Annotated in this window: 23 protein-coding genes, 1 pseudogene and 1 riboswitch; of the genes and pseudogenes, 18 read left to right on the forward strand and 6 right to left on the reverse strand. The window is 42.0% G+C overall.

Annotated features, from left to right (window positions below; translation table 11 throughout):
* From V7161_RS21185 to V7161_RS21200, 4 genes and pseudogenes are all read left to right on the forward strand, one after another.
* Positions 1-194: pseudogene (locus V7161_RS21185) on the forward strand (hypothetical protein); the annotation flags it as partial.
* A 106-nt stretch (positions 195-300) separates the two neighbouring features.
* Positions 301-1,245 (forward strand): peptide-methionine (S)-S-oxide reductase MsrA, encoded by a 945-nt coding sequence (gene msrA, locus V7161_RS21190; RefSeq protein WP_335714857.1) that lies wholly within the window; start codon positions 301-303, stop codon positions 1,243-1,245.
* A gap of 173 nt (positions 1,246-1,418) precedes the next feature.
* A complete protein-coding gene (locus V7161_RS21195) occupies positions 1,419-1,943 on the forward strand; it encodes a YfiT family bacillithiol transferase (protein ID WP_335714858.1) in 525 nt (174 codons plus the stop codon).
* A gap of 172 nt (positions 1,944-2,115) precedes the next feature.
* Positions 2,116-3,516 (forward strand): UDP-glucose dehydrogenase family protein, encoded by a 1,401-nt coding sequence (locus V7161_RS21200; protein WP_335714859.1) that lies wholly within the window; start codon positions 2,116-2,118, stop codon positions 3,514-3,516.
* Between the two features lie 30 nt (positions 3,517-3,546).
* Here V7161_RS21200 and V7161_RS21205 read toward each other — a convergent pair whose 3' ends face one another.
* Complete coding sequence (locus V7161_RS21205; protein WP_335714860.1) at positions 3,547-5,268, reverse strand: sigma-54 interaction domain-containing protein; 1,722 nt, start codon at positions 5,266-5,268, stop codon at positions 3,547-3,549.
* A gap of 309 nt (positions 5,269-5,577) precedes the next feature.
* On the opposite strand from V7161_RS21205, the gene hutU reads away from it, so the two are divergent.
* The 7 genes from hutU to V7161_RS21240 all read left to right on the forward strand — a co-directional run bounded on the left by hutU (position 5,578) and on the right by V7161_RS21240 (position 13,933).
* Entirely contained in the window at positions 5,578-7,299 is a 1,722-nt protein-coding gene (gene hutU, locus V7161_RS21210) for a urocanate hydratase (RefSeq protein WP_335714861.1), read from the forward strand.
* A gap of 251 nt (positions 7,300-7,550) precedes the next feature.
* Positions 7,551-8,792: an imidazolonepropionase gene (gene hutI, locus V7161_RS21215; protein WP_335714862.1), complete on the forward strand. Its 1,242-nt coding sequence runs from the start codon at positions 7,551-7,553 to the stop codon at positions 8,790-8,792.
* Between the two features lie 21 nt (positions 8,793-8,813).
* Complete coding sequence (locus tag V7161_RS21220; RefSeq protein WP_335714863.1) at positions 8,814-9,983, forward strand: M20/M25/M40 family metallo-hydrolase; 1,170 nt, start codon at positions 8,814-8,816, stop codon at positions 9,981-9,983.
* A 76-nt stretch (positions 9,984-10,059) separates the two neighbouring features.
* A complete protein-coding gene (gene hutH, locus V7161_RS21225; RefSeq protein WP_335714864.1) occupies positions 10,060-11,580 on the forward strand; it encodes a histidine ammonia-lyase in 1,521 nt (506 codons plus the stop codon).
* Between the two features lie 89 nt (positions 11,581-11,669).
* Positions 11,670-12,476, forward strand: a complete 807-nt coding sequence (locus tag V7161_RS21230; protein WP_335714865.1) for a basic amino acid ABC transporter substrate-binding protein — start codon at positions 11,670-11,672, stop codon at positions 12,474-12,476.
* Positions 12,477-12,557: 81 nt separating this feature from the next.
* Entirely contained in the window at positions 12,558-13,214 is a 657-nt protein-coding gene (locus V7161_RS21235; protein ID WP_335714866.1) for an amino acid ABC transporter permease, read from the forward strand.
* Positions 13,211-13,933 carry an amino acid ABC transporter ATP-binding protein gene (locus tag V7161_RS21240; protein ID WP_335714867.1) on the forward strand — a complete coding sequence of 241 codons (723 nt, stop codon included), beginning with the start codon at positions 13,211-13,213 and terminating at the stop codon, positions 13,931-13,933. Before V7161_RS21235 ends, V7161_RS21240 begins: the two co-directional genes overlap by 4 nt.
* 370 nt (positions 13,934-14,303) lie before the next feature.
* Here V7161_RS21240 and V7161_RS21245 read toward each other — a convergent pair whose 3' ends face one another.
* The 4 genes from V7161_RS21245 to motA all read right to left on the reverse strand — a co-directional run bounded on the left by V7161_RS21245 (position 14,304) and on the right by motA (position 18,385).
* A complete protein-coding gene (locus tag V7161_RS21245; RefSeq protein WP_335714868.1) occupies positions 14,304-15,530 on the reverse strand; it encodes a glycosyltransferase family 2 protein in 1,227 nt (408 codons plus the stop codon).
* A complete protein-coding gene (locus V7161_RS21250; protein ID WP_335714869.1) occupies positions 15,527-16,318 on the reverse strand; it encodes a hypothetical protein in 792 nt (263 codons plus the stop codon). The genes V7161_RS21245 and V7161_RS21250 overlap by 4 nt, the downstream gene beginning before the upstream one ends.
* Before the next feature lie 399 nt (positions 16,319-16,717).
* Positions 16,718-16,808: riboswitch (cyclic di-GMP riboswitch) on the reverse strand.
* Positions 16,809-16,887: 79 nt separating this feature from the next.
* Positions 16,888-17,607 (reverse strand): flagellar motor protein MotB, encoded by a 720-nt coding sequence (locus V7161_RS21255; RefSeq protein ID WP_335714870.1) that lies wholly within the window; start codon positions 17,605-17,607, stop codon positions 16,888-16,890.
* On the reverse strand, positions 17,585-18,385 hold the full coding sequence (motA, locus tag V7161_RS21260; RefSeq protein WP_335714882.1) for a flagellar motor stator protein MotA: 801 nt from the start codon (positions 18,383-18,385) through the stop codon (positions 17,585-17,587). Before motA ends, V7161_RS21255 begins: the two co-directional genes overlap by 23 nt.
* Before the next feature lie 96 nt (positions 18,386-18,481).
* On the opposite strand from motA, the gene V7161_RS21265 reads away from it, so the two are divergent.
* The 4 genes from V7161_RS21265 to V7161_RS21280 are packed head-to-tail and all read left to right on the forward strand — an operon-like array spanning position 18,482 to position 21,015.
* Positions 18,482-18,925: a YaaR family protein gene (locus V7161_RS21265; RefSeq protein ID WP_335714871.1), complete on the forward strand. Its 444-nt coding sequence runs from the start codon at positions 18,482-18,484 to the stop codon at positions 18,923-18,925.
* 30 nt (positions 18,926-18,955) lie between these two features.
* Entirely contained in the window at positions 18,956-19,360 is a 405-nt protein-coding gene (locus V7161_RS21270; protein ID WP_335714872.1) for a flagellar basal body-associated FliL family protein, read from the forward strand.
* Positions 19,361-19,372: 12 nt separating this feature from the next.
* Positions 19,373-20,218: a flagellar hook-basal body protein gene (locus V7161_RS21275; RefSeq protein ID WP_335714873.1), complete on the forward strand. Its 846-nt coding sequence runs from the start codon at positions 19,373-19,375 to the stop codon at positions 20,216-20,218.
* A 14-nt stretch (positions 20,219-20,232) separates the two neighbouring features.
* Positions 20,233-21,015: a flagellar hook-basal body protein gene (locus V7161_RS21280; RefSeq protein ID WP_335714874.1), complete on the forward strand. Its 783-nt coding sequence runs from the start codon at positions 20,233-20,235 to the stop codon at positions 21,013-21,015.
* A 27-nt stretch (positions 21,016-21,042) separates the two neighbouring features.
* Here the strand turns inward: V7161_RS21280 and V7161_RS21285 are convergent, their stop codons facing one another.
* Positions 21,043-21,483 (reverse strand): PilZ domain-containing protein, encoded by a 441-nt coding sequence (locus V7161_RS21285; protein ID WP_335714875.1) that lies wholly within the window; start codon positions 21,481-21,483, stop codon positions 21,043-21,045.
* A 158-nt stretch (positions 21,484-21,641) separates the two neighbouring features.
* Here V7161_RS21285 and flgM point away from each other — a divergent pair, with 158 nt between their 5' ends.
* From flgM to flgK, 3 genes are read left to right on the forward strand one after another with little or no spacing between them, the layout of a single operon-like run.
* On the forward strand, positions 21,642-21,905 hold the full coding sequence (flgM, locus tag V7161_RS21290) for a flagellar biosynthesis anti-sigma factor FlgM (protein WP_335714876.1): 264 nt from the start codon (positions 21,642-21,644) through the stop codon (positions 21,903-21,905).
* Entirely contained in the window at positions 21,902-22,375 is a 474-nt protein-coding gene (locus V7161_RS21295; protein WP_335714877.1) for a flagellar protein FlgN, read from the forward strand. The genes flgM and V7161_RS21295 overlap by 4 nt, the downstream gene beginning before the upstream one ends.
* Before the next feature lie 33 nt (positions 22,376-22,408).
* Positions 22,409-23,857 (forward strand): flagellar hook-associated protein FlgK, encoded by a 1,449-nt coding sequence (flgK, locus tag V7161_RS21300; RefSeq protein WP_335714878.1) that lies wholly within the window; start codon positions 22,409-22,411, stop codon positions 23,855-23,857.
* Positions 23,858-23,859 lie beyond the last annotated feature (2 nt).

The following is a 23,859-nucleotide window of genomic DNA, read 5'->3' on the forward strand; positions in this document are numbered from 1 at the left end:
CAGAAGCAGTAACTGAAGAAGCAACAGAAGTAAACAAATCTGCAGAAAACAAAGCAAAAGCTCAAGCGAGCGTAAAGGCTAGCCAAACTGCAGTAGAACATGCAGCAGCAAATTCTGCTGTATTAGCTGGTGTACAAGTTTCTGAAGAAGCAGTAACAGAAGAAACTACTGTTGATGCTTCTACACAAGAATAATCTATTATCCAAAGAAACCGAAGGATCTTTCCTTGGGTTTCTTTTTTTATTGCATTTTGTTTATTCTTAAGATAATAATCAGAATGAATAAGGAGTTGACACCCCGATGGAAAAAGCAACATTCGCAGGCGGCTGCTTTTGGTGCATGGTATCACCATTCGACGAACAGCCTGGGATTCAAGAAGTAACCTCCGGCTACACAGGCGGCCATACTGAAAACCCTACTTATGAGGAAGTATGTTCTGATACAACCGGTCATTATGAAGCAGTTCAGATTACCTTTGACCCCGAAATCTTTCCTTATAAAAAGTTACTGGAACTGTTTTGGCAGCAAATCGATCCAACGGATACAGGCGGTCAGTTCAATGACCGAGGGCTTTCGTATCGGACGGCGATTTTTTATCACAATGAAGTCCAGCGTGAGATGGCGGAGGCTTCAAAAAGGGAGCTTGCCGAGAGCGGGCGTTTTGAACAGCCAATTGTAACCGAAATCCTCCCTGCAGGCCCATTTTATAAGGCGGAGGAAAAGCATCAATATTATTATAAAAAAATGCCTTTTCACTATAACCACTATCGGGAAGGTTCCGGGCGAGCTCGCTTTATTCGTGAAAACTGGAAAAAGCGCAAAAGTGATGAAGAATTACGAAAGGAACTTACGCCGCTTCAGTTTGAGGTTACCAGGAATAACAAAACAGAGCCGCCATTCCAAAATGAATACTGGAACCATACGGATGAGGGCATTTATGTCGATATTATCTCGGGCGAGCCTCTGTTCAGTTCAACCGATCAATATGATGCAGGCTGCGGTTGGCCGAGCTTTACGAAGCCGCTTCGCCGAATGGAAATTGAAGAGCGTTTTGATACTTCGCATGGAATGAGGAGAATCGAAGTCCGAGGCAAAACGGCGGATTCCCATCTCGGCCACGTATTCGACGATGGACCTGGCCCTGACCGTGCACGGTACTGCATAAATTCAGCGGCCCTCCGGTTTGTACCAAAAGATAAACTCCTGGAAGAAGGGTATGGAGAGTTTATAAAGCTGTTTGAATAATCGACAATCCTTTACGCTTTTAGAATATTCATGAGTATTAGATTAAAAATTTAGTTGCCAATTGTAATACTAAATATCCAGCAGCTATAATAAGTTCAAATAAGGGTGATGCCCACCTTTACGCACTTTTGGACTGCTCTGATAAATGAGTGGTCCTTTTTTCAAGAGGAGGAATGGAAATGGACGCGAGATATCCAATTGGGAAATTTCAGTATGATGGTGAGATTACGCCCCCTGTTGTGGAGGGCTGGATCAATGAGATTGAAGCATTACCTGGATTGTTACGGGATGCGGTAAGTGGCTTAAATGATAGACAACTAGATACACCTTATCGTTCTGGAGGGTGGACAGTCCGGCAGGTAGTCCATCACCTTGCGGATAGTCATATGAATGCCTATACCCGTTTTAAATTAGCTCTTACAGAAAAAACTCCTGTCATCAAGCCATATGAAGAAGGCAAATGGGCTGAGCTGCCAGATTCCAGCTTGCCGGTTGATATTTCACTATCGCTCCTGGAAGCTTTGCACTGCCGTTGGGTCCATCTGCTGCGAAATTTAAGTCCTGATGAGCTACAAAACAAGTTTATCCATCCAGAGTCAGGAGAAGTGACTGTAGGAAAAAATATTGGTATTTATTCATGGCATGGTAAGCATCATCTTGCACATATCCTAGCTGCAAATGTAGGTACTCACAGCTAGCCTTAGATAAAAAGTAGGAAAGCCTTCATCAATTAAGGGAATCAATGTCTAATTAACATTGATTCCTTTTAGTTTTCTATAAATTACCTGCGTAGTAGGAACAGATAATTTGGTATGGTAGTTTTGGAAATCAATCTCGGATGGATATTTTAGCGGGAATTCAATAATTTTTTTGCATGCTATAATAAATGAACAAGGGGTGAGAGGTCTGGCGATAAATAAAATTGCGGTGATTGGTACTGGTTATGTTGGTTTAGTTACCGGTGCTGTTCTTGCTGATTTGGGATTAGATGTTACTTGTGTAGATAACAATAGCGAAAAAATTAACGGGTTAAGAGAAGGTATCGTTCCTATTTACGAACCTGGGCTGGACTTGATTGTAGAACGAAATATATGTGCTGAACGTTTAGTTTTTACCACTGATATAAAAAACGCTGTATCCGAATGCGATGTGATCATGATTGCAGTTGGTACTCCGCCAGCTGTAGACGGCAGTGCGGATTTACAATTTATCGAAGCGGCAGTCAGGGAAATTGCAAGGAATATGAATGGCTACAAGGTAATTGTTAATAAAAGTACGGTACCAATTGGCACTGCCCAAAAGATTAAAGGTTGGATTTTTGAAGAACTAAGACTTAGAGGAGTTTCATACGATTTTGATATTCTGGCAAATCCGGAATTTTTAAGAGAAGGCTCTGCCATCAATGATTACTTACATCCAGATCGAGTAGTTATCGGATCTGAAACAACGAGAGCCGTGGATATAATCAAACAAGTGTATCGAGTACTATTTTTAGATGATTCCCAATATGCCGTAACCGATTTAGAAACAGCAGAAATGATTAAGTATGCTTCCAATGCTTTTCTTGCGATGAAGGTAACCTTTATGAATGAAATAGCCAATCTTTGCGAAAAGGTAGGGGCAAATGTTCAGGATGTAGCAAATGGAATGGGGAAGGATGGGAGAATAGGTCCGGAGTTTTTACATCCTGGTCCAGGTTTTGGTGGAAGCTGCTTTCCAAAGGACACGCGGGCGATAGCAGAAGTGGGAAAGCAAATGGGAGCTCCCCTTTCCTTAATTGAGCAAACGATACAATCAAATGAAAATCAAAAACTATTAATGGCCCGTAAAATCAGTGAGGTAATAGGGGATATGAAGGATAAGCAGCTGGCCGTATTAGGTTTATCCTTTAAGCCTAATACTGACGATATGAGAGAGGCTCCTTCTATTACCATTCTTAATGAACTTGCCAAAAAAGGAGCGAAATTTAAAGTTTATGATCCGATTGCCTACAAAGAGGCAAATTGGAGACTAGAGCATTTAAGGGACAGAATTGTTTATTGCAACGATGAATATGAAACAATGAAGGATAGTGATGCCCTTATCATTATCACCGAGTGGAAACAATTTCGAAATCTTAATTTAGAAAAAGTCAAATCACTCCTCAAAAAACCGCTTTTCTTTGATTTAAGAAACCTTTATCAAAAAAGTTATATGGAGAAGAAGGGATTTAAGTATGTTGGAGTGGGCCAAGGGACAAAATTCCAGCCTTTTTTAGTTGAAACCTCATAAAAAAATAGGAGGTATCTACCTCCTATACTTTTAGATGCTGCTGCTTGGCTTAACCAGGCCATGTTTTTTAATATGATACTGCAAGCTTTGCCGGGTGATTCCAAGGGTTTTGGCTGCTTGTGAGATATTCCAGTCCGCTTCTTCTAACGTTTTTTGGATATAGTGCTCTTGCGAATTGGAGAAGATCGATTTAAACGGATTCTTCTTCAACTCCTTTTCCTTTTCGGTCTTCCCCGATTTAGCCGCCAGTAATTTCTTCTTCATAAATGCTGGCAGATGGTCAACATCGATCGCCGCATCATTTTCACCAGCCCGAATGATTAAATTTTCGATTAAATGTTCGAGCTCTCTTGTGTTCCCCGGCCAATGATATTGAAGAAGAATTGAGAGCAGCTCAGTTGAGAGATTCGGAACTTCTTTGTTAAATTTCCGCCGGTACTTGTCGAGGAAAAAATGAATGAAAAAATGAATATCCTCCGTGCGCTCCCTTAAAGGAGTAATATAAAGGCTTGTATGAGCAAGTCTGTAAAATAAGTCGAGGCGCATTTTTCCTTCCTCAATTAACTTTTCCGGATCCTCGTTTGATGCACTGATTACGGTACATTCCACAGTGGTTACTTCATTTGACCCCACTTTTCGAACTAATCGTTCCTGAAGAACACGGATTAATTTCGATTGCAGCGTCAGCGGCATTGAGTTAATTTCATCGAGGAACAGAGTCCCGTTCTTGGCATATTCAAACAGACCGATCTGGTTGGCTGCTCCGGTAAATGCCCCCTTAACCGTCCCAAATAACGTACTTTCTAAAAGGGTTTCCGGTATCGCCGCACAGTTAATGGCGACAAATGGATTTTCTGCTCTTGGGCTGTGATTATGGATGCTCTGAGCAAATAATTCTTTTCCCGTTCCCGTTTCCCCGACGATTAGCACGTCGGTATTATGTATGGCAATATTTTGCGCCTCTAGAATGAGATTTTTTAAGGCAATGCTTTTTCCTTTTATATCATTAAAGGAAAAAGTTGTCCCGTTTTTATACGGACGATTAATAGCATCCGATTGAACCACCTGCCTCCGAAGCTCGATTGTCTCATGAAGCAAATTCTTGAGCTTAGATTCATTCGTACTAATCGAAAAAACGGCAATCGTTTCCCCGTCCTTTTGTATCGGATAGGTGCTGTAATTCACATACCTCGGTACTCCATTGACTGTAGAGTGTGCCCTGTATCGGGAGAAAATTGGCTTACCTGTTTTAAAAGTGTGCTTGTGTTCAGAATATTGCGGGTTGTAATTATAGGCCTCCCACAGGTGCTTCCCGAGAATTTCCCGGCTGTCCAGTCCTTCTAATTTTTCCTGAGTCCCGTTGTACAAGACAATTTTTCCATCGTGGTCACTCATCATCACGCCTTCATTCAGTGATTCGATAATTTTTTCAAGGCAATACAATCTCGCTCTCTGGTTGGTTGTTAAATTGGCTGTATCTTCAATACAGAGAATTAGATAATCTTGGTCGATAGAGAATCTTTTCACCTCTACTACCAGCTTCCTATCCTCCACTTTAATTTGATAGGTTTCGTTATCTACTAAAAGTTCTCCCTTATTTGGAAATAAATCAAAGATATTGGCCCCAATGGGAAGATCTAATTGGAGTTCCTCATTTACATCATGCCATAAAATTTCGCAGCTCTCATTTAGGACAATGACTCCGTCTACAAAGCTTCTAATCAGCGAACCGATTGATGCGGCATTACTCATGCCAAAACCCCCTTTAAAAAACCTGACTATATTTCAAAATATAACATTTATTATGAATGTTTAAAATAATCTGCATGCAAATTGTATCTGCGCTTCAAAAAAATGCAACCGTTTTCAAGAACGAAGCTTTAATCGACTTTGCCCTCCATAAACCCTGCAAAATCTATCTGCGGTTTTTTTAACATGCTAGACATTAACTTAATAGGCTAGTAGTGCAATTTTTACAGAAAAAGCTGCATTCCTCCAATTTGGCACGGTACTTGCAATATAAAAATACGAGTACACCATTTAATCGAGGAGGAATTATTCATGTCAAAACCAGAAATCTTATATTCCGTTAAAGCACAGAGAGGACCTGAACTTCGCTGTAAAGGCTGGAGACAAGAGGCCATCTTACGGATGCTTGAAAATAATATGGAGAACGCTGAAAAGCCGGAAGAACTCGTCATTTACGGCGGTATCGGAAAAGCGGCCCGTAACTGGGAGTCCTACCACGCCATCGTCAAATCCCTAAAGGAGCTGGAAGATGATGAAACACTGGTTGTCCAATCCGGGATGCCTGTAGCCGTCTTCAAAACTCATAAATATGCGCCAACCGTTGTCATGGCAACGACGAACATCATGAAGGCAGACTGGCCGACATTCTATGATCTTCAAGATAAAAACTTAACGATGTATGCCAACTATACAGCAGCTCCATGGGAGTACATTGGTACCCAAGGTGTTATCCAAGGTACATTTGAAACTCTATCAGCGATTGCCCGCTTACATTATGACGATTCCCTGGTTGGTAAAATCTTGTTAACGGCCGGGGCAGGCGGTATGGGAGGCAACCAAACAAGAGCGATGACGATGCATGGCGGTGTCGCCATCCTTTGTGATTCCAATGTCGAAATCATTAAGCGCCGTATCGAAAAGAAATTTATTGATGTATTAGTAGATTCCTTGGATGAGGCGATTGCCTTGGCGAAGGAATATGCGGCAGCGAGAAAACCATTAGGGATCGCTGTCGTTGGTAATGCAGCTGATATTTTTGAAGAAGTCATTCAAAAAGGGTTCCTGCCAGACATCGCCACATCAATGACACCAGCCCATGATCCAATCTCTTATCTGCCAGCTGGCTGCACTGTTCAGGAAGCAGATGAGCTTCGTGATAACAACCGTGAGCTTTATTTAGAAAAAGCACGTGAAACGATGGTTCGCGAGCTAAAAGCACTCATTAAGTTCTTAGACTTAGGGGTGAAATCATTTGAATACGGTACAAGTATCCGAAAGGAATGTATCGATGCCGGCATGGATGCGAAGGAAGCGAAGCGTTTGCCAGGCTTCGTTGCTGAATACATCCGTCCGCTCTTCTGTGAAGGCCGCGGCCCGTTCCGATGGGTATGTCTATCCGGTGAAGCAGAGGATTTAAGAAAAATTGACGATATGATTTTAGAAGAATTCAGTGATGACCTACTCGTAACCCGCTGGATCAAGCTTGCCAAAGAACATATTCCAATCGAAGCCTTGCCAGCACGTATTTGTTACATGGGATTTGGTCAGCGGAAGAAATTCGCGTTAAAAGTAAATGATATGATTCGAAAGGGTGAGCTTGCCGGACCAGTTGCTTTCTCCCGTGATAACTTAGACTCCGGTTCCATCGTGAACCCAACCTTTGAATCTGAAAATATGAAGGACGGCGGCGACTTAATTTCTGACTGGCCGGTATTGAACGGTCTATTAAACGCAGTCGGAATGTGTGATTTGATTGCCCTTCAAGCGAACTATTCGATGGGGGAAGCGGTACATACTGGTGTAACGATGGTTGCCGATGGTACAGCAGAATCGGATATGAGACTGGAAGTGGCAATGACCGTTGACTCCGGAATCGGCGTTATCCGCCATGCCCAAGCCGGCTACGAAACGGCCCGCGATGTAGCGAATGGTAAAGGGAAACTTACGAACGAAAGCATTAAGGTGCCATTATGGTGGTCACCAAAAGCAACATTTGGTCCTAAGGATTTAGAAAAGGAAAACGTAAAGGCATAAAACTAGAAATAAAAACTGGATAGTAGAGATCCTGGATTGATCTCTACTATTCTTAATTAATCGTTATTTGGATTCGCTGATAAAACTCTGAAATTCGCTGATAAATGCTCCAGATCGCCGATAAAACCCAAAATTCGCTGATAAACTCTAAAAATCCGCTGATAAAGTGTTTTTTTCACTTTATTAGGTCTAAAAACACAATGTTTTCGAACCTTTTTCGGATTTATATAAAGATTGGAGGTTTTAAAAGAATGTCTGAAACAAAGTTGAAGACAAAAATAGATTTATTGATCACCAATGCCTCCGAAGTCATCACCTGCTCAGGCGAAGGCATGAACGATATAGGCGTCCTCCAAAATGCCTGGATTGCAGTTAAGGATGGTAAAATTGCTGCTGTCGGAACGGAAGAGGAAATAAAGCAGGACTTCATAACAGAGCATTCGTCTGTCATCGATGCTAAAGGAAAGGTTGTCGCCCCCGGTTTCATAGATTCCCACACTCATTTAGTTTTTTATGGTACTAGAGTAGAAGAGTATGCAGCAAAGGTGGCGGGGCTTGATCCCAAAAAGCTTGGGATTTCTGCAGGACCGAACCGAACTGTTGAATTAACGAGAAATCGACCGGCTGAAGAACTGTTTGAACAATCGAAAAAACGGCTGATGAACATGCTGAATTATGGGATCACTACAGTCGAAAGCAAGAGCGGCTATGGCTTGACGACCGAGAGTGAAATTAAAATTTTAGAGGTCAGCAGAAAGCTGAATAACGAAACACCAATCGATGTACTTAATACGTTTTTAGGTGCCCATGGATTTCCGGAAAATTTAACGAAGGCTGAATATCTTTTTACAATCGTCAGCGAAATGATTCCGGAAGTAGGGGAACGGGGATTGGCGGAATTTTGCGATGTTTGGTGTGATGAAGGCTATTTTACCGCAGCGGAATCAGAAATCATCCTGAAAGCTGGGCTCCAGTATGGAATGAAACCAAAAATTCATGCCGATGCCTATTCCTATATTGGCGGCTCGGACCTCGCAGCCGAAATGAAAATGGTGTCGATTGACCATTTGAATTATACACCTGATGAAGTAATAGAAAAGCTAGCTAAAGCGAAGGTTACCGGGGTGTTAATGCCGGCCCTCGATTTTGCGGTTGCTCATAAGCGTCCGTTCGCAGCACGAAGAATGCTCGACCTTGGCATGAACATCGCCTTGGCAACGGATTTATGCCCCGCCTGCTATACCGAATCGATGCAATTTGTGATTAACCTTGCCTGCCGGCTCTATCAGTTCTCTGTGGAAGAAGCGATCAAGGCTGCCACCTATGGCGGCGCAAAGGCGCTTGATCTTGATGATAGGGGCGTCATAGAAGAAGGGAAATTAGCAGATTTGCAGATTTGGGATGTCCCAACCTATAAGCATATTGCTTACGAACTTGGGACGAACATTGTGGAAACAGTGATTAAGAACGGAAAGATTGTCGTCAGCCGCTAATTATATAAGGAGGGACCCTGAATGAGAACGAATCAAGCAGCAAAAGCCGCTGACTATATTAATGCGGACCGCCTGCAGGAATTATTTTTGGAGCTGGCAAAAATTAATGCCCCCAGCACAAAAGAAAGACTTGTGGCGGATTATTTGAAAAAGGCACTACCGGAGCTAGGCTTTACCTTGGAGTTTGATGAGGCGCACAAAAATTTCGATGGTGAAGTTGGGAACTTAATTGCCTGGAGGGAAGGAACGGATCCCTCGATACCGCCGTTATTTTTCTCAACGCATATGGACACGGTTCTGCCAACCGAAGGATTGAAGCCTGTCATTAAAGAAGGCGTCATCCATTCAGATGGCACGACCATTCTCGGAGCCGACGACAGGGCGGCCTTGGCGGCTTATTTGGAAGCGATCCGCGCCATTATCGACAGCGGGGTTCCGCATGGACCGATTGAATTGATTTTAACGGTCAATGAACAGCCAGGCCTGGTTGGTGCTACATATATGGACTACAGCAAGGCAAAAAGTAAAACAGGCTATATTTTTGACAGCAGCGGCGATGTCGGTCAGATTATTTTAAAAGGGCCGTACAGCAGCCGGATCTGGATGGAGGTTCAAGGAAATGCTGCCCATATTGCCCTCAATGCCGAAGAGGGTAACAGTGCGTTTCTTCTTGCCTCCGAAGGGTTAGTGAATATGAAGCTTGGTGCGATTGATGAGGAAACACTTGCCAATATCGGGATTATCAAAGGCGGTGAACTGACATCCATTATTCCGGGCAGTGTCACCATTGCCGGTGAGGTGCGGAGTTTTTCAAAGGAAAAATTAGATGCCCAGCTAAAGCATATGGAGGAAGTCATGAAGCAGGCCGCCGAGAAAAAGGGCGGAAAAGTGGACGTGAGGATTGAGAAGAAGTACCTCGGCTTTGATATTCCAGAGGATGATATGTTAGTAAAAACAGTGGAAGCTGCGGCTCAAAATATAAACGTGAAGCCATATTTAACAGAAACATTAGGCGGTGCCGATACGAATGTGTTAAATGAACATGGACTAACCTGTTTGACGCTTGGACTGGGATTCCAAAATATCCATTCCTTCAGGGAGTGTATCAGCATTGATAACCTGATTAATACTGGGAGACTAACAGCTGCGCTGATTGAACAGTGGTATATTAACTATAAGAACGCCGAATAATTGGTATGTTTTTTTAAAATTAAGAGTTTTATAATGTTTTATAAAGTCGATAAAACCTTCATAGGAGTGGGAAATCATGGGCAGCAAAGAAATGGTAGAGTTGAAATTAGTAGAATTAGACGGCTTGACCCTGGACCGTTATAAAGTGGAAAGCGTCGCAAAAGGCGAGGCGATAGTAGACATACCGGAGCATAACTGGCTGCGGGTGCGGGAAAGCCGCAAGCGCGTGGAAAAACAAATCAATGATGGAAAAGTCGTTTATGGTGTGAATACCGGGTTCGGGAAACTCAGCGATATCGAAATTGACCGGGAGGATAATGCAAAATTACAGTTGAATTTATTGCGTGCCGACGCTGTCGGTGTCGGCGAACCGCTGCCCATTCCCGTTGTCAGAGCGATGATGACACTGAGAGCCAACTCCCTTGCGAAAGGCTTCTCTGGAATTAGGGTAGAAACGCTGCAGCTGCTCATCGACATGATCAACAATGGGGTTCATCCGGTTGTTCCTTGCAAGGGTTCGGTAGGTGCCAGCGGCGATCTAGCTCCGCTTTCTCATATTGCGATTGTATTGGTCGGCGAGGGAAAAGCCGAATACAAAGGCGAAATCCTGCTGGGTGCTGAAGCTCTAAGACGTGCGGGGCTTAAACCGGTATCCCTTCAAGCAAAGGAAGGTCTTGCCCTTATTAACGGAACTCAGGCGATGTCTGCTGTTGGCACCCTTGCTTTGAATGAAGCAGAACGTGTAGGTGTGGCCGCTGATATGGCCGCCTGTTTAACAATGGAGGCACTTAACGGAGTGATTTCTGCCTTTGACAGCGAGCTTTTAGCGGTTCGGCCGCATCCGGAGCTGGAATTGGTGGCTTCCCGGATGAGGAATTGGCTCGAGGGCAGTAAACGTATTACCCGCCAGGGAGAGATCCGCATACAGGATGCTTACTCGATTCGCTGTATTCCCCAGGTTCATGGTGCCTCTTGGCAGGCGATTCAGTATGTTGATCAGCGTTTGAGTGTGGAAATGAACTCAACAACCGATAACCCAATTGTTTTAGAAAGCGGTGAAATCCTTTCAGGAGGGCACTTCCATGGTCAACCAATCGCATTATCGATGGACTTTTTAAAGGTGGCGGCAGCAGAATGGGCGAATATTTCCGAGCGCAGAACGGAAAGGCTGGTCAATCCGCAATTGAGCGGCTTGGCACCATTTTTGGCAGTGGACCCAGGGCTGGAATGCGGTCTGATGGTGGCTCAGTATGCTGCAGCATCGCTTGTTTCGGAAAATAAAGTTCTCGCCCACCCGGCAAGTGTGGACTCGATTCCGACTTCGGCTAATCAGGAGGACCACGTAAGCATGGGGACGATTGCCTCAAGACAAGCCCGCGAGATCATTCATAATTCTGCAAGGGTTATTGCGATTGAAATGATCTGCGCCTCCCAAGCGATTTATTTGGAAAAAGCAGAAAAGGAATTGGCACCGGCAACAAGGGCATATTTAGAGAAAATCCGGGAAATCTGTCCGCCGCTTGAATCGGACCGGGCAATATCGGATCAAATGGAAGAGCTGGCGCAATTTATTTTAAGGGATCCATCTTTGATTTAAGTTTAAAAGAAAGAGATTGAGGTGTTCAGGGCTCAATCTCTAAATAAAAGTCTGAATTTTCGGATTTATAAACAAAAAGGGGGCTCATTATGAAGGTGTATAAAATTTTATCTATCGTGTTCGCGTTAATGTTGATTGTATCAGCATGCGGTACCAGCAAAACCACCAGCGGAGGTGGCGAAGCCAGTAAGGACAAGAAAACACTGAAGGTAGTGACTAATGCGGAATATGCCCCGTTTGAATACATGGATAAGGGAGATATCAAAGGGTTTGATCTTGATTTTATCAAAGTGGTGGCAAAAGAAGCCGGTTATCAAATTAATGTCGTGAATACCGGATGGGATCCTTTATTTGTTGAAATAAAAGGGAAAACCGCTGATTTTGGTATCTCGGCAATCACTATTAACGATGAAAGGAAGCAGACGTATGATTTTTCAACCCCTTACTTTTTATCGACCAATGAAATCCTCGTGCCGGAGGGAAGCCCAATTAAAAGTGCAGCAGATTTGAAAGGGAAAAAAGTAGCTGTGCAAAATGGGACGACAGGGCAAGAGGCTGTTGAAGCCATCCTCGGAAAAAACAGTCCCGACCTGAAAAAATTTGAAAGCACCAACTTAGCGATAATGGAATTGAAAGGCGGCGGTGTGGATGCCGTAGTTGCTGATAACACAGTCGTCGAAGAATACGTAAAAAATAATCCAAACGAAAAAGTAGTCTTGATTAAAGATGATGCAGCCTTTGAAAAAGAATTTTATGGACTGATGTTTCCAAAGGGCAGCAAGCTAAAAGCCGATTTCGACAAAGCCATCAAAACAGTGCTGGAAAACGGTGAATATGCAAAGATTTACCAACAGTGGTTTAAGGCTGCTCCTGATGTGAGTTTGTTAAACGAATAATGGTGGAATTGCGTAACTCTTCTACAAAAAGCAGTTACGCAATTTTTGGGTGAGAAAAATTTTAATGAAGGAGGATTAGCTATGGATTTTCGTTTTGATTTAATATCTGAATATAGTTCTTTTTTTCTAAAAGGGACGATGCTCACCATTGGTCTTTCCATTGCCAGTATTTTGTTCGGAACCATTTTGGGCCTCTTAATTGGACTGGGCAAAATGATGAAAAATAAATTTCTTGCGCAGCCGTTTGCCTGGTATATCGTCTTTTTCCGCGGAACACCTTTTTTGGTTCAAATTTTGTTGATTCATTTTGCTGTTGTTCCGTTGTTCCTTGGAAGAACCAATGCCATTGTGGCAGCTATTTTAGCTCTTTCATTTTGTTCGGCTGCGTATATTGCAGAGATTTTCCGTGCAGGGATCCAATCGATTGATCGGGGACAGATGGAGGCGGCACGATCGCTTGGGATGAATCATCTTCAAGCGATGCGCTATGTGATTTTGCCGCAGGCTTTCAAACGGATGATCCCACCGTTAGGAAATGAGTTTATTGTGTTAATCAAGGATTCGTCGCTGGCCGCGTTAATTGCAGCGCCAGAGCTCATGTATTGGGGACGAGCCATGCAGGGGCAGTATTTTCGGGTCTGGGAGCCGTATCTTACTGCAGCTGTAATCTACCTCCTGTTAACAATCAGCTTAAGCTTTTTTCTATCTAAACTAGAGAGGAGGCTCGCGACCGGATGATCAAGGTGAGAAATTTAAAAAAATCATTTGGGCATCATGAAGTATTAAAGAACATTAATGTTACGGTCCAGCCGCAGGAGGTTGTCGTGGTGATAGGTCCTTCCGGGTCAGGGAAGTCTACCTTTTTACGGTGCATCAATTTATTAGAAACGATTACAGCCGGACATATTTATATAGAAGGTATTGATCTTGCTGATAAAAAAACAGATATCAATAAAGTGCGGACGGAAGTGGGCATGGTCTTTCAGCAGTTTAATCTGTTTCCACATAAAACGGTCATTGAAAATATTATGCTCTCGCCGATGAAGGTGAGAAAGGTTTCTGCAGAACAAGCGAGGGAGAAAGGATTGGCGCTTTTAAAAAAGGTCGGGCTTGAAGACAAGGCGGATGCATATCCGGATTCACTTTCCGGTGGGCAAAAGCAGCGTGTCGCCATTGCCAGGGCCTTGGCGATGGAGCCGAAAATCATGCTTTTCGATGAACCCACTTCTGCCCTGGACCCGGAAATGGTCGGCGAGGTATTAGAGGTCATGAAGCAGCTCGCCAAAGAAGGAATGACAATGGTCGTTGTGACCCATGAAATGGGCTTTGCCAGAGAAGTGGGCGACCGTGTCATTTTCATGGATGGCGGCTTCATTGTGGAAGAAAATGTCCCAAGTGAATTATTCGAGAATCCAAAAGAAGAACGGACGATATCCTTTTTAAGTAAGGTTTTGTAATACAGGGAAAAAAGTAGACCAATTCGTACTGCGATTTGGTCTGTTTTGCGTTTTTTCTACGGTTATTTCCTCCAGTTTTAGCGTTCAACAACACTTATGTCCAATTTACAGTGTCCGTTTTTAGTCTAACACCACTTATCGGCGAATTTTGGTAATATATCGGCGAATTTTTCATTTTATCGGCGAATCTGCAAAATTTATCGGCGAATTTTACAATATATCGGCGAATCCCTATTTCCATTCGGTTACTTAATGGGGTTTCCGGATGCCGAGTCCAGAGATAGCGAGAAAAGTGCCACCACTCACAAAAATGCCCGCTGTCCCTGAAAAACATAAAAAGGTGACCTATCCAGGTCACCTCGTCCACAACTTAAGCTGATTTCTTAAAGCGCACCGTTTTATCCCACATTGGTTCTTTCTTTGAGCGCTTCAGTTTAATTTGGAAATAAACGCCGCGTGCCAACAGTAAGACCCAAAGCTGGGCGTAGGTAAAATACATTAAGAAAGAAACAACTAAATCACTCAATTTCATACGTTTTTCGATTACTTGTGAAGCACTGAGCTGAATAAAGTAAATCAGCCAGGACTCAAACCAAATCGTCATCAGCGGCACAGCTGTATCACTCTTCATTTTTCCGAAAAGGCCGAGCACAAACCAGGTATCAGACACTAATAGAAAGGACACGAAGCCAATGTAGATGATTAGCAATTGTGCAGAATGGATAAAATTTCGGCCTTTAAAAAACTTAGGTTCCTTCAAGGTTTTTTCAATCAAATATAAATTGCCCTGCATCCAGCGAGTGCGCTGCTTGATCCACACCCTGAGGTTTTCCGGCTCCTGCTCCCACGTCCTTGCTTCCGGGACAATCGGCAGCAAGCCGCCATTTTGTGTAAGAGTCAACGTCAAATCCGCATCCTCTGCCAAAGCATACGGATCAAAGCCGCCTGCATTCAACAAGGCTTTTCGCCTAATAACCACATTTGTTCCGGTTAGGGAACCCAATTTAAAAAGCTTCCATCTTCCAGACTGCATGATTAATTGAAAAGATGAAAACTCTAAGGCTATCATTCGGGTGAGAAAATTGGTTCTTTCGTTAATCGTCTTCACGTAGCCGACAGCCCCGATAGCTTCTGGAGTGGTTTCAGCTGCTTCGACAAGTAATTGCAGTGCTCCCGGCTCGGGTTGATTATCGGCGTCATAAACACAAACATAATCTGATTGACTAATCGAGATCCCGTAATTGAGCACCCGGGATTTTCCCTTCGGTGTGCCAGGAGGAACTTCGATATGGTGAATGTAATCGAAAGCTTCTTCATAAAAACTAGCAATGTTTCCAGTCTCATCCTGGGAATTATCATTTAACAAATAGATATCCAGGCGTCCTGGGTATTTTATTTTTGTCATGGCATAAAGTGTATCAGAAATAACGACTGCTTCATTATGGGCAGGGATCAGGATGGATACGCTTGGGTAATGGTCTAATGGTGTGTGCGGCCGCTTTTGGCCGCGATAAATGATTCCGGCAACAGTTAAAATGGAATAATAGAGTAATAGAAGCCAGAAAAAGATTGAGATGGTGGTCAGCGCAAGATTCATGCAATTTTCTCTCCCTTTCTCCAAGATTGAATTAAGGAGTGAGTTGCATCCCAATTATCTAATACTTCTACACTTTCTATATGACGCAAAGCGGAATCAAGTCCTTTTGTCTTTTTAATAGCCCGAGTGATCCGTTCTACGACAATTTCTACACCAGTTTCATTGGTGTTATTCAAAAATATCAAAATATCCGAGCTATTTAAATGGCAGGCAATATCATACTCTGCTCGGATGGATTGTAAAATGATTTTGGATAATGATTCACTGATGATTCTCGCTTTATAAGCGACTTCTTCTTTATTAAAATGGAGTTTTACCAAAAATCCTTGTTCTTTTCTTCGTTTCATTCCCGTAAAAAGGAGATGGGCTTGGGCAAGAAATTCGTTAAAGGTAAGGAAACCCGTATTTTCTTCCACTTTTTGAAGTCTTTCAATCTCTCGTTTCAGGGTTTTGATTTCGTTGCTGTTACTTTGCAGACAATAACCACAAATCCAGGCTAAAGTCACTCCGATGGTGATCACGACCTGCAGCTGGATATTCATCCCTTGGGCGATAATTCCAAGATGCTTGTTCCAGGAAAAGCCAACATTAAGGAAGCCGAGAGCTAAAATAAAGGTAACCAAAACAGAAAAACTAAAGATGGGACGGACCATAATTGATAGCAGTCCGATGAGTGCCATGCTTAATAGTATGATGAAGATGAAATATTGCTCCAAAACAATTTCAGCCCAGGTGAAAGTAAGGAGAAGTCCAAGCAGTAAAAGCAGGGGGTTTAAGTAATATTTCATATTGAGGCCACCTTTTTTGGAAAATAGGACGAATGTAGCAGAACGAAGTATCTATATAATTGCAGTTTACCATAATTTTTTTACAATTATATTGAAAATTCTCGTTTTTTCACTGATTTTTTATCTATTTTGACATATTTCGAATTGGTCAAAAAAGAGGCCGGTTCCATCGTTAGTGATGAATCCGGCCTTTTATTAAAAGGTATTGATTTTCATTTTGTGGTAGGAAATCTTTTGTTGAATTTTGTTTTTTAATTGGAAATCTAAACAGCCTTCGAGTAATAATTCATGGTATCTCAGCCTAAAAAAATGCCATTCCTTTTTTGACTTTGAAAGTAATACATTGAAACTCATTAACCTTCGCTCCTTTAATTTCATCACAAATCGTAGGAGTCCGTATTCGGAAGCTGGCAAGCATCGTCACTCAAGTGTGACCTTAGCCCCTATAGCTTTGCGTCACCATTTTTCAATGGTTTTGCCCTTATCGTACGATTTATGGAATTTAATAGATCCCTTTAGTTTTATATAACGGTTTTTTTTCAAAAGTGTTTAGTTGTGGGAATTGGTCCCTATTCTGTTTTTAAAATGGTGATATCGACTCTTCGATTTGCTTGTCTGTGTTCAAGCGAATCGTTTGGATAAATCGGTTTTTGTTCCCCGAATCCAGAAAATTGAAGCTTTTTTGAGGGGATTCCCTTTTGCTCAAAATAGTAAAGAACGGACAGCGCTCGTGCAGCCGATAATTCCCAGTTTGATTTGAACTTGCCGCCGGTGATCGGGACGTTATCGGTGTGGCCCTCAATACTGATTGGATTTTGCACTTGTTTAATTAAATCGAGGAGATCATCTAGGATGGTAAGGGACTCCCCTTTCAAATCTGCTTTGCCCGATTCAAATAAAATCACATCACTTAAAGAAAGCTTGATTCCTTTTGCTTCGTCTTTGATCGTGATGGCTTTCTCCAACCCCTTTGCTTCAATATACTGCTCGATTTGTCCCTTTAAGGTTTGGAGTTTATCTGTTTCTTCTTGTTTATTTACGTCATTGTTATTTTTTTTCACATCTTTTGAAATACTGGCATTTTCTTTTAGGATGATGCTGTTTCCTTTCCCGTTTAATGCCGTATTCATCGAAATCATGATTTGCTGCAGCTTCTCATTGTTTATACTTCCTGATGCAAATAACACGATAAACAATGCAAGTAATAAAGTGAGAAGGTCTGAGTAAGGAATAAGCCAGCTTTCATCAATATGCTCGTCGTCGTGGTTATGCAATCTCCGCTTCTTCACTGATTATTTCCTCCTGCTGCTTTAAACGTGCCTTCGAAGGTAAATATACGGATAGCTTTCGTTCGATCAATTTAGGGGTTAAACCATCTTGAATCGCCAGCAATCCGTCTATCATCATGACCTTGATATCTTGTTCTTTTTTCGAAATCCGCTTTAATTTATTAGAGATAGGATGCCAAAGAACATATCCTGAAAAAATACCCAAAAGAGTAGCGATAAAAGCAGCTGCGATGGAGTATCCTAATTTATCCATGTCATTTAAGTGCCCTAAAGCTGCAATCAAACCTACAACCGCGCCTAAAACTCCTAAAGTTGGAGCATACATTCCAGCCTGGCTGAATATTAAACTGCCAACCTTATGTCTTTCCGCAACCGCGTCTAATTCATCGAATAGAATTTCTTCCATTTGCTTTCGATCACTGCCATCTATGATCATTTCTAAGCCATTTTTTAAAAAAGGATCTTCAACAGAATCAGCGAGTTCTTCTAAAGCTAGCACACCTTCTGTTCTTGCGATGATTGACCATTCTACCATCATGTCGATAATCTCGTTCTGGGTGGGCAGCTTTGGTTCAATAAAAGCAATTTTTAATAGAATGGGGAATTTCTTGATTTCACTCATGGGAAAAGCGACAAATAGTGACGCAATTGTTCCTCCAAAAATAATTAAAAAAGCAGCAGGGTTTGCAAGGGCCTCAACGGAAACGCCTTTTAGCACCATCCCAACCCCAATAAAAACAATTGCTAATATAAGTCCGATAATGGTTGTCATCAAAATTCTCCTTTCCTTTTTTTTCTTAAAAATTTATAATCTCATTGTATTTAAGTTTACAATATTCGACAATATCATTATTCCGTCATGGGGTGTTTGCATTTGAAAGTCGGTCAAGGATTCGGTATTACGAAAGATATGATGTTTTCCCCAAAAGAAATAAAATCAGTAGAAACGTCCTCATTTCAACAAGTCTTAACAGAAAAACAAACCCATTATGCCAAGGAACAGTTAAACGCCCTTTTGGAAGATATCCATAAGCAAGGGGAGAGATTAGTACGGTCTCGGACATTAAAGGATCTTCATCAGTATAAAAGGATGATTAAGTCCTTTCTGCAGGATGTCGTGAAATTTGGCCTCTCCTTAGAAGAAACGACATCTTTTCCTTCAATGTCTAGTAGGGAACGAAAGTTAAAGGTAATAAAAGAGGTTGACACAAAATTATTACAACTTTCACAAGAAATGATTGAACAAGAAGATCAAAATATCCGTTTATTAGATAGTATAGGGGAAATTAAGGGTCTATTAATTGACCTGTACCTGTAATTACTAACTTGAATAACGGAGGAAAAGAAGATGAAAAAATTTCTAACAATCACGATTATTCTTGCAGCGTTGATTGGCGGGGGCCTATTTTACTATAAAAAAACAAGCGCGCACGCTGGGAAAGCGGAGGCAGCGACGATCGATAAACTGGCCAACCAAACCATTGAAACCAACCAAATCAGCACCAATCTCAATTCCGACAACTTAATTCAGGTTAAATTTTCGATTGAACTAGATTCAAAGGATACGAAGAAACAAGCTGAAAAAATTATCCCGATTATTGAAAGTGACATCATTAAAATCCTTTCAAAATCAAAAAAAGAAGATTTCAAGGACATTGAAGCATTCGAGAAAAAAATAAAAGACCGCCTAAATGAAAGATTCTCCGAAGGGGAAATAATCAATGTTTATACTACGGAATTACTTATTCAATAAAGGAGATTGAACATGTTAAGAGGGATTGATACGGCAGCTTCTGGAATGATCGCTCTGCAAAGGCGGCAAGAAGCTTTAACGAATAATCTAGCCAATATTGAAACACCTGGTTACAAAAAAGGAGACACCACCTTAAGAGCCTTTCCAGAAGTTTTCCTCGAAAGAATTAATGACTCCAAAGCTAGCCCGACGGAGAATGCGCCAGGATTTTCTTGGATTGGTTCGATGCAGCAGGGAGTTTATGCGCAAGAAAATATATCGAGCTTCCTGCAGGGCGATCTTGTGGAAACAAATAATCCCTTTGATGTAGCTATCGATGATCGAAATATTCCCTTAGTAAATGGGAAAAAGCCAAGTGTATTTTTCGCCGTTACCAATAGTGGTGGGGAAATCCGTTATACCCGAAACGGAAGATTTACGGTTGATGAAGCAGGACTGCTTCGAACATTAGAAGGATATGCTGTGTTAAACAACCAGGGGAAACCGATTCAGGTCGATGCTAATGTGGCTTCAGGTGAGGTTTCAATTACTTCAAATGGAGAAATTATTGCCAATCCGGATGACCCTTCCAAACGCAAAATCGTCGACACAATCGGGTTGGTCCTCATCCAAAATCCTAATGACTTGATTAAAGAAGGGAATGGGACGTTTAAATTGGACGGACAAAATCCAGCCATCCTGTCGGAGTTACCAGAAGGTGTCCAGCTTCACCATAAAATGATTGAAAATTCAAATGTTGATCCGACAATGACAATGACGAACATGATGGAAAACGTAAGATTATACGAAGCAAATCAAAAAGTTCTGCAGGCTTATGATCGTTCACTTGAACTATTAAACTCAATCGGCAGAGTATAAAAGGGGATGGAAACATGAATACTTCGCTTTATATTGCCACAAGCGGCTTAAACTCCTATCAGAAAAAGTTAGATACGATTGCCAATAATATCGCCAATGCCGAAACAGCCGGTTTCAAGCGCAGAGAGGCGTCCTTCGAGGAAAATTTAGCGATTTCCATTGAAAACCAAAAAGCGGCCAATCGAGAAATCGGCAGGATGACTCCCAATGGGGTTCGTGCTGGATTTGGGGTTCATGTAAATGGAACGCAACTCATTTTAGACCAAGGAGTCCCAAAAGCGACTGATAATCCATTGGACTTAATGATTTCAGGCCAAGGCTTTTTTCAAGTAGGAAAACGGCAGGGCGGAAGTATTGAGGCATTTTATACGAGAAATGGCTCCTTTCAAAAAAGCCCGACAAACAATGGTACATATCGCTTAGTGAACGCGGAGGGATATATGCTCTTGGACAAAAACAATCAACCCATTGATATTCCAAACGACATCGACTTTTCGGTGAGTGAGTCCGGGACGATTGCTTCTACCAACCAGCAAATTGGGATTGTTACATTCGAGAATCCGCAAAAATTATTAGGAGAAGGCGGAAATGTTTTTCGTTATACAGGCTCTGCCAATGAAGTCCTGGCCACCGCCAATTCGACCATCCAGCAGGGATATATTGAATCCTCCAATGTTGATTTGAGTAAAGAAGTGACCGACATGATCACAACCCAGAGGGGATTTCAATTTAACTCAAGATCAATTTCGTATGCCGATCAAATGCTGGGTATCGCGAATGGGATTATCCGAAGCTAAAAAAGAGCCCCCAGGCTCTTTTTTGCGTTAAAGTACAACTTTTTCTCTACTTTTATCCCAAAGGATTTTAAATAGCTTTTGCTCTGTTTTTTCGTCTAAGTTTAAAAAATGGACCCCGAATTCGTACAAACCGTTGTCTAATCGTTTCCGCCTTTCGATCTTTCCAGGCAGGGAGAAAAATTCCTCTAATTCAAAATGGACCTTAATCTCGTCTATACCGGTCAAATCTTCGTAAGAAATTAGTTTTATTCCGGTGGTACTAATGTCGCGAATTGTGCCATGGAAAACGGCCCCTGGGGAAGAAGGCGCCGTAAGCGTACACTCATGCTCCCATAAACTAAGGCGAAAAGCGTTCCTTCGATTCTCTCTTCTGGGCACGACTTTGTTTTTCTTTCTAGAAGAAAAACGTAATAGCAGAATTAACCCGATCAATCCACAAGCTGCAGCGGCTAAATAAGCAGTATTCACTTCGAACTCCCCTAATGATTTGTTATTAATAAACAATTTACCATCATAATCCATTTATGAAAAGACTTTTAACCGCTAAACACTTCTTGATAAAATGTCGTTAATACCTAATAGATGTACTCGATTCGGGATTTAGTTTTTAGAAAGGGGAAGTACAGATGAAAATCAATGACTTTAGTCGTCTTCAAGGAATCCAATCCTATAAAAATAATATTACCAAGACAGCTCAGCAGGACGTCAGCAAAAAAGTGCAGGTAGATAAAGTGGAGTTCTCCCCAGCGGCACAAGAAAAAATCACTGCTGAAAGAGAAAAAAGAATCCAAGCACTAAAGGAACAAATTGACAATGGCACCTACAAAGTCGATAGTCAAAAAATTGCTGAAAAATTGCTTGATTCCTGGAGTAAAGGAACTGAAAAATGAAGCCGACTGAACCATTAAAACTAATTTTAGAAGAGATGATTGCGGTATATGAAAAATTATTGGCAGTTGGAAAGGAAAAACAAGAGGCGTTAATAAAAGGTGATCCTGAACTTCTGTTGTCCATTTTTCCAAAAGAGTCCGTTTTGATTAAAGAGATAAGTTTGCTAGAGGAGAAACGACAAACCGAAACGGTTGCTTATCAAGCTCATTCCTTGAGCGAGATTATTGCCAACAGCTCGTCAACGAAGGATAAAGAAGAACTTTTATCCTATCAAAGCGAATTAAAAACTAAACTAATAGAGATAGAGGCGCAGCACGGTTTGAACCGGCAGTTGATCGAAACTTCACTAACGTATATCAATAACATGCTAGGGCTATTCACCCAAAAACAAGAGGCCTCGCTCACCTATTCGGCGAAAAGCTATGCCCCTACCACTTTTTCAAAAAGTTTTTTCGAGGCAAAGGTGTAAGTAGCTTCAAACAAGCAGCAAGGAGGAATTAGAATGCTTTCTACTTTTCACGGTTTAGAAATCGGAAAACGAGCTATTTTTGCCCAGCAGACGGCACTAAGCGTTACCGGACATAATATCGCCAATGCCAATACAGAAGGCTACACAAGGCAAAATGCTATTACAAAAGCCTCAAATCCGCTTTCTTACCCAGGGATGAATGTAGGAAATGGCCCTTTGCAAATTGGAACAGGCGTCGAAACGAAAGAAATTAACCGGATTCGTGATTCATTTTTAGACGGTCAGTTCCGCAGTCAAAATGAACAGCTTGGATATTGGAATGTGAAGCATGATACCCTTTCGAAAATTGAAGAAACGCTAAACGAGCCTGCCGATAACGGCTTGCAAGCAAGTTTTGATCGTTTTTGGCAGTCTTGGGAGGACCTATCGAAAGAGCCGGACAGTTTAGCAGCACGTGCCGCACTGCTTTCTAATGCCAATGCCTTGGCCGGCCGCTTTAATCAAATCTCTGATTCTATAGATAATTTAACCACGGATTTACAAAATCAGGCCACGACGAAAATGCAGGAAATGAATAATCTGACGAAGCAGGTCAGTCAATTGAATTTGCAAATTGCGAAAATTTCAGCGAGCGGACAGCAGCCCAATGATTTAATGGATCAACGGGATTTGTTAATTGATAAAATTTCTAAAATGGCTGACATCCAAGTAAAACCTGCCGCTAACGGAATGGTCGATATTTTCATGGGACAAGAGTATCTAGTGAATGGGGATCAGAGCTCCGCTATCTCTTTTGATCCGTTGAATAATCAGGCGTTATTGAACGGGAAAAATATTACCCTGAAATCAGGAGAATTAGCGGGGATGATTGATTCGCTGACTAAGGATATTCCTTCGTTTATGTCAAAAATCAATGAACTTGTTGCGGTGTTCAGCAGGGAAGTCAATCAAATTCATAGTGACGCAAGTGCGATGAACTTGGACGATATTCAAAATCGAAAAAATGACCCGAATGCACCACTAGATGGAATTCCATTTTTTGTAGCAAAGGGCAGCGCAGGCGATCCGGGAACCGCCGGCGAAATCACGGTCAATCCACTTATTATTTCGTCCTTAAATAAAATCGCTGCGGCCAGGGCGGCGAATGTAAGTGATGCAGGAAACGCTAATTTGCTCAATGACTTAAAGTTCAAAAGCGTTTCTTTTTCTAATCAAACCACGACAATGAATAATTTTTATCGAACGATTGTCGGTGATATCGGAATTAAAACACAGGAATCAATTCAAATGGAAACGAATTCGGAGACCTTAGTGCAGCAAGCCGAGAATCAACGGCAGTCCGTTTCCGGTGTTTCCATTGATGAGGAAATGACCAATATGGTGAAATTCCAGCAATCGTACAATGCCGCTTCCAGATATATTTCTGTCATGGATGAAGTGCTGGATAAGCTAATTAATGGAACAGGACGAGTGGGTATCTAGGG

Source organism: Neobacillus drentensis (assembly GCF_036965425.1).
Taxonomy (GTDB): Bacteria; Bacillota; Bacilli; order Bacillales; family Cytobacillaceae; genus Neobacillus; species Neobacillus drentensis_F.

Coding starts and splice junctions, on each gene's coding strand:
- hutH (WP_335714864.1), top strand. CDS start 10,060: ATGGGCAGCAAAGAAATGGTAGAGTTGAAATTAGTAGAATTAGACGGC.
- hutI (WP_335714862.1), top strand. CDS start 7,551: ATGTCTGAAACAAAGTTGAAGACAAAAATAGATTTATTGATCACCAAT.
- hutU (WP_335714861.1), top strand. CDS start 5,578: ATGTCAAAACCAGAAATCTTATATTCCGTTAAAGCACAGAGAGGACCT.
- V7161_RS21275 (WP_335714873.1), top strand. CDS start 19,373: ATGTTAAGAGGGATTGATACGGCAGCTTCTGGAATGATCGCTCTGCAA.
- V7161_RS21235 (WP_335714866.1), top strand. CDS start 12,558: ATGGATTTTCGTTTTGATTTAATATCTGAATATAGTTCTTTTTTTCTA.
- V7161_RS21270 (WP_335714872.1), top strand. CDS start 18,956: ATGAAAAAATTTCTAACAATCACGATTATTCTTGCAGCGTTGATTGGC.
- V7161_RS21195 (WP_335714858.1), top strand. CDS start 1,419: ATGGAAATGGACGCGAGATATCCAATTGGGAAATTTCAGTATGATGGT.
- msrA (WP_335714857.1), top strand. CDS start 301: ATGGAAAAAGCAACATTCGCAGGCGGCTGCTTTTGGTGCATGGTATCA.
- V7161_RS21250 (WP_335714869.1), bottom strand. CDS start 16,318: ATGAAATATTACTTAAACCCCCTGCTTTTACTGCTTGGACTTCTCCTT.
- V7161_RS21205 (WP_335714860.1), bottom strand. CDS start 5,268: ATGAGTAATGCCGCATCAATCGGTTCGCTGATTAGAAGCTTTGTAGAC.
- V7161_RS21295 (WP_335714877.1), top strand. CDS start 21,902: ATGAAGCCGACTGAACCATTAAAACTAATTTTAGAAGAGATGATTGCG.
- V7161_RS21240 (WP_335714867.1), top strand. CDS start 13,211: ATGATCAAGGTGAGAAATTTAAAAAAATCATTTGGGCATCATGAAGTA.
- V7161_RS21220 (WP_335714863.1), top strand. CDS start 8,814: ATGAGAACGAATCAAGCAGCAAAAGCCGCTGACTATATTAATGCGGAC.
- V7161_RS21245 (WP_335714868.1), bottom strand. CDS start 15,530: ATGAATCTTGCGCTGACCACCATCTCAATCTTTTTCTGGCTTCTATTA.
- V7161_RS21230 (WP_335714865.1), top strand. CDS start 11,670: ATGAAGGTGTATAAAATTTTATCTATCGTGTTCGCGTTAATGTTGATT.
- flgK (WP_335714878.1), top strand. CDS start 22,409: ATGCTTTCTACTTTTCACGGTTTAGAAATCGGAAAACGAGCTATTTTT.
- V7161_RS21280 (WP_335714874.1), top strand. CDS start 20,233: ATGAATACTTCGCTTTATATTGCCACAAGCGGCTTAAACTCCTATCAG.
- flgM (WP_335714876.1), top strand. CDS start 21,642: ATGAAAATCAATGACTTTAGTCGTCTTCAAGGAATCCAATCCTATAAA.